Origin of the sequence: Pseudoxanthomonas taiwanensis (genome assembly GCF_010093135.1) — a bacterium.
Classification (GTDB): domain Bacteria; phylum Pseudomonadota; class Gammaproteobacteria; order Xanthomonadales; family Xanthomonadaceae; genus Pseudoxanthomonas; species Pseudoxanthomonas taiwanensis.
The window spans coordinates 18,647-27,311 of the sequence record NZ_PDWK01000037.1; the positions used below are offsets into that span (position 1 = coordinate 18,647).

An 8,665-nucleotide genomic window follows, 5' to 3' on the forward strand; every position below is an offset into this window, starting at 1 on the left:
GCATGGCAGGACACGAACCGCTGCTGCCGGCCACGCCGGCGAACATGCCGCAGGTGCGGCCCAACCGTTTCACCCGCTGGCTCGGCCGCACCGTGCTGTGCCTGGGCGGCTGGCGTGTGGTCGGCACCTTCCCCGACATCCCCAAGCTGGTGCTGATCGTGGCGCCGCACTCCTCCAACTGGGACGGGGTGTGGGGCATGGCGGCCAAGATCGCCCTGGGCGTGGAGATCCGCGTGCTGGGCAAGGCGCAGCTGTTCTGGTGGCCGCTGTCGGCGCTGCTGCGGCGGCTGGGCGTGATCCCGGTGGACCGCAGCCGTCCGCAGGGTGTGGTGGAGCAGGCGGTGGAGCTGATCCGCAACTCGCCGCGGATGTGGTTCGCGCTGGCCCCGGAGGGCACGCGCAGCCCGGTCAGGGAGTGGAAGGCCGGCTTCTGGAAAATCGCCGAGGGGGCCGGTGTGCCGGTGCTGATGACCTACTTCCACTACCCGGAGAAGGTGATCGGCATCGGCCCGCTGTTCCACACCACCGGCGACATGCAGGCCGACATGGAGGCCATCCGCGCCTGGTACCGGCCATGGATGGGCAAGAACCGCGGCACCCTGCCGCCGCCGGAAACCGCCGCCGGCTGAAGGCCGGGCGGGGCGTTCAGCGCTCCGAGTGGCCGCTCTCGTCGTACTCGCGCGGGGCGAGCAGGTCCGGCTTGATCAGCGCCACGAAGGCGCGTGCCTGCGGTGACAGCAGGCGGCCCTTGCGCACCACCACGCCGTAGGTGCGGGCCGGGAAGAAGGCGGCCAGCGAGCGCGCCGCCAGGCGGCCGTGGTCGGCCTCGGTCAGGCAGATCGAGGGCACGATGGAGATGCCCATGCCCATGGCCACGTACTGCTTGATCACGTCCCAGCCACTGACCTCCAGCGCCACCGTGTAGGGCACCCGGTTCTGCTGCAGGACCAGGTCCACCAGCCGCCAGGTCACCTGGCGCTGCGGCGGCAGGATCAGCGGATGCGGGGCCAGGTCGTGCAGGGACAGCTCCGGCTGGCCGGCCAGGGGGTGCCCGGGCGGGGTGATCAGCATCTGCTCGAAGCGGTAGGCCGGCTCGTAGCTGAGGTCGGCCGGCACGTCCACCAGGGTGCCCACCACCAGGTCCACCGCGTCGGCGCGCAGCATCTCGGTGCCGTCGTCGGTCACCACGTTGTGCAGGGTCAGGCGCACGTCCGGGTGGCGGGCGCGGAACTGCTCCACGATCCGCGGCAGCAGGTAGAGGATGGTCGAGCTGTTGGCGGCGATGCGCAGCTCACCGGCGTCCAGGCCGCGCAGGCGGTCGCGGAAGGCCGCCTCCAGGCCGTCCAGCTGCTCCACCAGAGGCTGTGCCATCTCATACAGCAGCTCCCCTTCCCGGGTCGGGGTCAGGCGCCGGCCGGTGCGTTCCAGCAGCCGCACGCCCAGCTCGCGTTCCAGAGCCTGCAGCTGCAGGGTGATGGCCGGCTGGCTGACGAACAGGGCGTGGGCGGCGCGCGAAACCGAGCCCAGGCGGACCGTCTGGCAGAACGCCCGCAGCGGCTTGAGACGGTCGGATTTGTAGGAAAAACGCGGACTTGTGTGCGGTGCCACGGGTGGTTGCAGCTGGGTATGAGTTCAACTTATGTATCACATTGACAAAACTGTTTTGTAAAATACGACGCGGTGCAGCACGTTGGACTCCCACACGGAGCACAGGAGTCCACCATGTCCGTTACCGCCGCCGCCATTCCGGGCCGTCCCGTCCAGCCGCCCCGTACCGCCGCGTCGCGCGCCGCGGGCCTGACCCTCACCGAGCGGGTGGCCGGCCAGGAGCAGGTGCTGCCGGCGCCGCTGCTGGGGCTGCTGGTGTCCCTGCACCGGGCCATCGAGCCGGGCCGCCGCGAGCGCCTGGCCGCCCGCCGCGAGCGCCAGGCCTTCTACGACGCCGGTGGCCTGCCCGACTTCCGCCAGGACACCGCGCACATCCGCGCCGGCGACTGGAAGGTCGCGCCGATCCCGGCCGCCCTGCAGGACCGCCGCGTCGAGATCACCGGGCCGACCGACCCGAAGACGGTGATCAACGCGCTCAACTCCGGCGCCAACTGCTACATGGCCGACTTCGAGGACGCGACCTCGCCGACCTGGCGCAACCTGCTGACCGGCCAGCGCGCCCTGGCCGCCGCGGTCGACGGTACCCTGGCCTTCGAGGGCGCCAACGGCAAGCAGTACCGGCTGCGCCCGTTCGAGGAGCAGGCCGTGCTGATCGTGCGCCCGCGCGGCTGGCACCTGGACGAGAAGCACGTGCGCATCGACGGCGAGCCGATGTCCGGTGGCCTGTTCGACATGGCCGTGTTCGCCTGGCACAACGCCCGCGCCCTGGCCGGGAAGGACCGCGGCCCGTACTTCTACCTGCCCAAGTTGCAGTGCATGGAGGAGGCCGAGCTGTGGGAGGCCGCCCTGTCGCACGTGGAGGCCTTCCTGGGCCTGCCGCACGGGCAGATGAAGGTCACCGTGCTGATCGAGACGCTGCCGGCGGCCTTCGAGATGGACGAGATCCTGTACGCCCTGCGCGACCGCATCGTCGGCCTGAACTGCGGCCGCTGGGACTACATCTTCTCCTACCTGAAGACCTTCCGCGCCCACCCCTCGCGGGTGCTGCCCGAGCGCGGGCAGGTGACCATGACCCAGCCGTTCCTGAAGGCCTACTCGGAGCTGCTGATCCGCACCTGCCACCGCCGCGGCGCCCACGCCATGGGCGGCATGGCCGCGCAGATCCCGATCAAGGACGACCCGGAGGCCAACGAGCAGGCCCTGGCGCGGGTGCGTGCCGACAAGCTGCGCGAGGTCACCGCCGGCCACGACGGCACCTGGGTGGCACACCCGGCGCTGGTGCCGGTGGCACGCGAGGTGTTCGACGCGCACATGCCCACGCCCAACCAGCACCACGTGCTGCGCGAGGACGTGCAGGTCGGCCGCGACGACCTGGTCCGCACCCCGCCGGGCACCATCACCCGCGCCGGCTTCGAGAACAACGTCGAGGTGTGCGTGCGCTATCTGGCCGCGTGGCTGGACGGCAACGGCTGCGTGCCGATCCACCACCTGATGGAGGACGCGGCCACCGCCGAGATCGCGCGCGCCCAGCTGTGGCAGTGGCTGCACCACTCCGACCCGCGCGGCCGCCACCACGCCGGCAGCCCGCTGTTCCTGGCCGACGGCGCGCCGATCGACTTCGCCCTGTTCGAGCGCACCCTGGCCGCGCTGCCGGTGCGCCTGGGCAGCGCCGGGAACCTGCCGGGCGCGGCACGCATCCCCGAGGCCATCGCCCTGCTCGACGAGCTGACCCGCGCCTGCCAGCTGGTCGAGTTCCTGACCCTGCCGGCGTACGCGCGCATCGACTGATCCCACCCGCCGCCGGGCCGTCCGGCATCGCCCCCTTTCCACGGAGACCTGCCATGACCACGCTGAAGACCGCCGAACAGATCCGCCACGAGTGGGAGACCGACCCGCGCTGGGCCGGCATCCGCCGCAACTACACCGCCGAGGACGTGGTGCGCCTGCGCGGCACCATCCCGGTGGAGCACTCCATCGCCCGCATCACCGCCGAGAAGCTGTGGCGCTACCTGCACGAGATGGACTTCGTCAACGCGCTGGGCGCCCTGACCGGCAACCAGGCCATGCAGCAGGTCAAGGCGGGGCTCAAGGCGATCTACCTGTCCGGCTGGCAGGTGGCCGCCGACGCCAACCTGGCCGGGCAGATGTATCCGGACCAGTCGCTGTACCCGGCCGACTCGGTGCCGGCGGTGGTCAAGCGCATCAACAACACCCTGCTGCGCGCCGACCAGCTGCACCACGCCGAGGGCGACGACAGCATCGACTTCCTGCAGCCGATCGTGGCCGACGCGGAGGCCGGTTTCGGGGGCGTGCTCAACGCCTTCGAGCTGATGAAGGCGATGATCGAGGCCGGTGCGGCCGGCGTGCACTTCGAGGACCAGCTGGCCTCGGCCAAGAAGTGCGGCCACCTGGGCGGCAAGGTGCTGGTGCCCACCCGCGAGGCCATTGACAAGCTCAACGCCGCGCGCCTGGCCGCCGACGTGATGGGTGTGCCGACCGTGCTGATCGCGCGCACCGACGCCGAGGCCGCCGCCCTGCTGACCTCGGACATCGACGAGAACGACCGCCCGTTCTGCACCGGCGAGCGCACCGTGGAGGGGTACTTCCGCACCCGCAACGGCCTGGAGCAGGCCATCAGCCGCGGCCTGGCCTACGCCCCGTACGCCGACCTGATCTGGTGCGAGACCGGCACCCCGGACCTGGAGTTCGCCCGCAAGTTCGCCGAGGCCATCCACGCCAGGTACCCGGGCAAGCTGCTGGCCTACAACTGCTCGCCGAGCTTCAACTGGAAGAAGAACCTGGACGACGCGACCATCGCCAGGTTCCAGCGCGAGATCGCCGCCTACGGCTACAAGTTCCAGTTCATCACCCTGGCCGGCTTCCACGCCCTGAACTACTCGATGTTCAACCTGGCCTACGGCTACGCCCGCCGCCAGATGAGCGCCTTCGTCGAGCTGCAGGAGGCCGAATTCGAGGCCACCAGGCTGGGCTTCACCGCCGTGCGCCACCAGCGCGAGGTGGGCACCGGTTACTTCGACGCGGTGACCCAGGCCATCCAGCAGGGCCAGTCCTCGACCACGGCGCTGGCCGGGTCCACCGAGGAGGCCCAGTTCCGCGACCGCGCCGCGGCCTGAGTAACCGGCCCGGGTCCGGTCGCCCTTGGGGGAGGGCGGCCGGGCCCGGGCCACTCCCGGGGCCGGGATGGTATGCTGCCGGTTTCCGGGCAGGGGACCGGGTCGTGGGAGCTGCTGGATGCCGAGGGACGGCGTAGCGCAGACCACCCGCCAGGGGGAGCACGGCACGGCGCCCACCGGCGCCGGTACGTGCCTGTCTGTGTCCGAAATGGAGCTTTTTGCCGCCGTGGGCCGGGAACGGGCCATGGCCGAGGGCGAGCGCCTGTTCCGCCGCGGCGACCCGGGGCGGCTCATGTACGTGCTGCTGGAGGGCCGGGTCGACCTGGATTTCGGCAACGACCTGGCGCTCAAGCGGCTGGGCCCGGGCGAGTTCTTCGGCGAGCTGGGGCTGCTGATCGGCGACCACACCCGCGGCGCCGACGCCCGCGCCGCCACCCCCGGCCGCCTGCTGGAACTGGGACCGGAAGGCTTCGAGCGGCTGGTCGAGCGCGACCCGGCCGCGATCGCCCGCTTCCTGCGCCGCGTCATCAGCCGGGTGGTGCTCAACGAGCAGGACCTGATCCGCCAGCTGCGCCGCCGCAACCAGGACCTGGAGACGGCCCTGGAGAACCTCTACGCCACCACCCACCAGCTCAACCAGACCGAAGAGCTGATCCGCATCGACGAGCTGACCGGCCTGTACAACCGCCGCGGCCTGACCCTGCACCTGCAGGAATGCCGGCGCCTGGGCCTGCGTGGCAGCATGGGCCTGCTGCTGGTGGACTGCGACCGCTTCAAGCAGATCAACGACGACCACGGCCACCTGGTGGGCGACCGCGTGCTGCAGAACATCGCCGGCATCCTGCGCTCGGTGGCCGGCCCGGACGACGTGCCGTGCCGGCTCGGCGGCGACGAGTTCTGCCTGCTGGTCGCGGCCCGCGCCGCCGAGGACGTGGTCCGCTACACCGAGTTCGTGCTCGGCACCACCCGCAACCTGATGCGCATGCAGCAGGCCGTGCCCACCATCTGCCCGGTAAGCGTGGGCGCCTGCCTGGTGGACCTGGCCGAGGACTGGAACGACTGGTACGCGCGTGCGGACGCGGCGCTGTACCAGGCCAAGCGCAGTGGCGGAAACTGTGCCTACTGGATGGACGGCGGAGTGCTCGCCATCGACTGAAGGGGTGCCACGCATGCTGGAGAGGCCTCGCCAGGATGCCGTCGAACCGCGGCTGCAGACCCTGCTGCTGACCGACCTGTGCGATTCGACCGCGGTGATCGAACGCCTCGGCGACGTGGCCGCCGCCCGCCTGTTCCGCGACCACGACCGCCTGGTGTTGCAGCTGCAGCAGCGTTGGCGCGGCCGTCTCATCGACCGCTCCGACGGCCTGTTCCTGCTATTCGACCGCCCGGTGGACGGCCTGGGCTTCGCCCTGGACTACCAGCGCGGCCTGGGGCCGCTGGGCAAGCCGTACGGCGTGCAGCTGGCCGCGCGCGCCGGCCTGCACGTGGGCGAGGTGGTGTTCGGGACCAACGACGAGGCGGCCGTGCGCGAGGGCGCCAAGCCGGTGGAGGCCGAAGGCCTGGCCAAGCCGGTGGCCGCGCGCCTGATGGCCATGGCCCGCCCGGGCCAGATCCTGCTCTCGCCCACCGCCGAGGCCATGGCCCGCCGCGCGGCGGGCGAGCTGGGCGCGGAGCTCGCGGGGCGCCTGGTGTGGAAGAGCCACGGCCGCTGGCGCCTGAAGGGAGTGCCCGCCCCCTTGGAAGTGCACGAGGTGGGCGAGGCCGGCCAGGCCCCGCTCAAGGCGCCCCGGCCGGCCGCGGCCAAGGCCTGGCGCGACGTCCCGCTGTGGCGGCGTCCGGCCATGCTCGCCGTGCAGGTGCTGGCCGCGGTGGCGCTGGGCATCGCGGCCTGGCTGCTGACCCGGCCCGAACCGGCCATCGCCTTCGCCGAGCGCAGCTGGGTGGTGCTGGGCGACCTGCACAACACCACCGGCCGCCCGGTCCTGGACAAATCGGTGGAGCAGGCCCTGCGCCTGAGCCTAGGGCAGTCGCGTCATGTCAATGTGCTGTCCGACCAGAAGGTGCGCGACACGCTGGCACGCATGCGCAAGTCCCCGGACACGCCAATCGACCGTGACCTCGCCGCCGAGATCGCAATCCGCGACGGTGCGTGGGGGGTGATCCTGCCGACGGTATCGGAGGTGGGAGGGCGCGTGCACGTGACACTGGAGCTGGTGGAGCCGCGCACCCGGGAGGTGCTGTACGCGGCGTCGGCGGCCGGGGATGGACTGGATTCGGTCCTGGCCTCGGTGGACAAGGTGGCTTCGGACCTGCGTGAGCGGCTGGGCGAGACGCGCCGATCGCAGGCCCGGGACTTCAAACCGCTTCCCCGGGTGGCGACGGCGAGCCTGGATGCCCTCCATGGCTATGCACTTGGGCAGGAGGCGTACGCGCAGGGCAATTTCGTCCAGGCGGCGGATTCGTACCGGCGCGCGATAGAGCTGGATCCGGACTTCGCACTGGCCCACATCGGCCTCATGCGGGCGTACAACGCGCTCGACCAGCTTCCCCGGGGTGTGCCGCACCTGCGCCGCGCCCAGGCCCTGCGCGACGGCCTGGCCAGCCGCGAGCAGATGTACCTGGATGCGTGGGGTGTACAGGTGGATGATCCTGGGCGGGCCGCGGATGCCTGGATGCTTGTGGCGCGGGCCTACCCGGACTTCTTCCAGGCCCATGCCAATGTGGCCTATGCGCTCGAGGTGCGGAACCAGCATGTCGAGGCGTTGCCGTATGCCGTCCGCGCGGCGGCGCCGCAGAGCGAGTTCGCGCCCCTGTCGATGGAGCTGCTGGGCCGGGTGCAGATGGTTCTGGGCGAACGCAAGGCTTCATACGATGCGCTTGTGGCGGCCAGCCGGCGCGGGCTGGCAACGGCACAGGCATGGCTCGCGGTCTGGCATGCGCTGGGTGACGACTTCGAGGCGGCCGAAGCGGCGTGGCCCGCGGATGGGCAGCTCAAGCAGACCCTGTTCGAACGGGTTTCGATCTATCTGGACCAGCGGAAGTGGGATGCCGCCCGGATGGAGGCCGCGCGCGTGCGAACCCGTGCGTCGGCTGATGGGCCGCGTGCGCGCCAGAGTCTGATGCCGGGAGCAGTGGTGGCGTGGGCGCTGGGTGACCATGCCGCCGCGCGGAAAGGAGTGGACGAGATTGTGGAGGCCGCACTGGCAGCCGTGGTCCGCCCGGACAATGCAATGGACCAGCGCGACGATGCAGCGCTGGCACTGTACGGTGCCATCCTCGGGTTGCGCATGGGCCAGCGGGGGCCAGCGCGGCGCGTGCTGGAGGTGATCGAAGCCCGGCCGAAACTGGCCGCGGTGCAGCCGGTGAATGCGCTGCTGGCGGTCGTCCATGCGCGGTTGGCGCTGCAGGACGGCCAAGCGGAGAAAGCACTGGCGGCATTGGACACCATCAAGGACGGCACCGAGCCAATGCAGGCCTACGTGGCGAGGATGGAGGCCCATCTGGCCCTGGGTGACGTCAAAGCCGCCGCCGCCCAGGCCGGCTGGCTTGCCAGGAATCGCGCCCTGGCGTATGCCGAATACGGATGCGCCTGGTGCCAGCAGGCCATGAACGTGGTTGATGCGCGGCTGGCCGCGCTCAATGCCCGGGATCTGGAGGACCCGGAACAGGCGCCGCGCGTCGGCGAACGGATGCGCTCGCCGCCCGCACGGGTACTGGCGGCCGCGGCTGTCCCCTAGGGAAGGTCTGAACAACTCCGCCCGATTGCGCGACAATGCCTCACCGTGATCGGGGTGAATGCGATGCAGCTGTCGTTCGGTGATGCCGAGGGTCTGGGGAGCCGCAAGCGCACGCGGCGCGAGGTGTTTTTGGCGGAGATGGAGCAGGTGGTGCCGTGGCAGGCGCTGCTGGGTCTGATCGAGCCG

At 71.1% G+C, this 8,665-nt stretch carries 6 protein-coding genes and 1 pseudogene; 6 read left to right on the forward strand and 1 reads right to left on the reverse strand.

Translation table 11 applies throughout. The annotated features are described in order from the left end of the window. Nucleotides 1-2: 2 nt before the first annotated feature. Entirely contained in the window at nucleotides 3-629 is a 627-nt protein-coding gene (locus tag CR938_RS08615) for a lysophospholipid acyltransferase family protein (protein ID WP_162124623.1), read from the forward strand. Between the two features lie 16 nt (nucleotides 630-645). Here CR938_RS08615 and CR938_RS08620 read toward each other — a convergent pair whose 3' ends face one another. Next, nucleotides 646-1,608: a LysR family transcriptional regulator gene (locus CR938_RS08620; protein ID WP_162124624.1), complete on the reverse strand. Its 963-nt coding sequence runs from the start codon at nucleotides 1,606-1,608 to the stop codon at nucleotides 646-648. Between the two features lie 114 nt (nucleotides 1,609-1,722). Between CR938_RS08620 and aceB the strand changes: the two genes are divergently transcribed. The 5 genes and pseudogenes from aceB to CR938_RS08645 form a co-directional block, all read left to right on the forward strand. Next, nucleotides 1,723-3,396 (forward strand): malate synthase A, encoded by a 1,674-nt coding sequence (aceB, locus tag CR938_RS08625; protein ID WP_162124625.1) that lies wholly within the window; start codon nucleotides 1,723-1,725, stop codon nucleotides 3,394-3,396. 53 nt (nucleotides 3,397-3,449) lie between these two features. Continuing rightward, nucleotides 3,450-4,742 (forward strand): isocitrate lyase, encoded by a 1,293-nt coding sequence (aceA, locus tag CR938_RS08630; protein WP_162124626.1) that lies wholly within the window; start codon nucleotides 3,450-3,452, stop codon nucleotides 4,740-4,742. A 118-nt stretch (nucleotides 4,743-4,860) separates the two neighbouring features. After that, nucleotides 4,861-5,898 carry a GGDEF domain-containing protein gene (locus tag CR938_RS08635; RefSeq protein ID WP_162124627.1) on the forward strand — a complete coding sequence of 346 codons (1,038 nt, stop codon included), beginning with the start codon at nucleotides 4,861-4,863 and terminating at the stop codon, nucleotides 5,896-5,898. A gap of 13 nt (nucleotides 5,899-5,911) precedes the next feature. Next, nucleotides 5,912-8,479 (forward strand): putative peptide modification system cyclase, encoded by a 2,568-nt coding sequence (locus CR938_RS08640; protein ID WP_162124628.1) that lies wholly within the window; start codon nucleotides 5,912-5,914, stop codon nucleotides 8,477-8,479. Nucleotides 8,480-8,542: 63 nt separating this feature from the next. Beyond that, nucleotides 8,543-8,665, forward strand: a pseudogene (locus tag CR938_RS08645) (IS5/IS1182 family transposase); the annotation flags it as partial.

Excerpts from the sequence above, each read along its gene's own strand:
- aceB (WP_162124625.1), top strand. The coding sequence starts at position 1,723 with ATGTCCGTTACCGCCGCCGCCATTCCGGGCCGTCCCGTCCAGCCGCCC.
- CR938_RS08635 (WP_162124627.1), top strand. The coding sequence starts at position 4,861 with ATGCCGAGGGACGGCGTAGCGCAGACCACCCGCCAGGGGGAGCACGGC.
- CR938_RS08640 (WP_162124628.1), top strand. The coding sequence starts at position 5,912 with ATGCTGGAGAGGCCTCGCCAGGATGCCGTCGAACCGCGGCTGCAGACC.
- aceA (WP_162124626.1), top strand. The coding sequence starts at position 3,450 with ATGACCACGCTGAAGACCGCCGAACAGATCCGCCACGAGTGGGAGACC.
- CR938_RS08615 (WP_162124623.1), top strand. The coding sequence starts at position 3 with ATGGCAGGACACGAACCGCTGCTGCCGGCCACGCCGGCGAACATGCCG.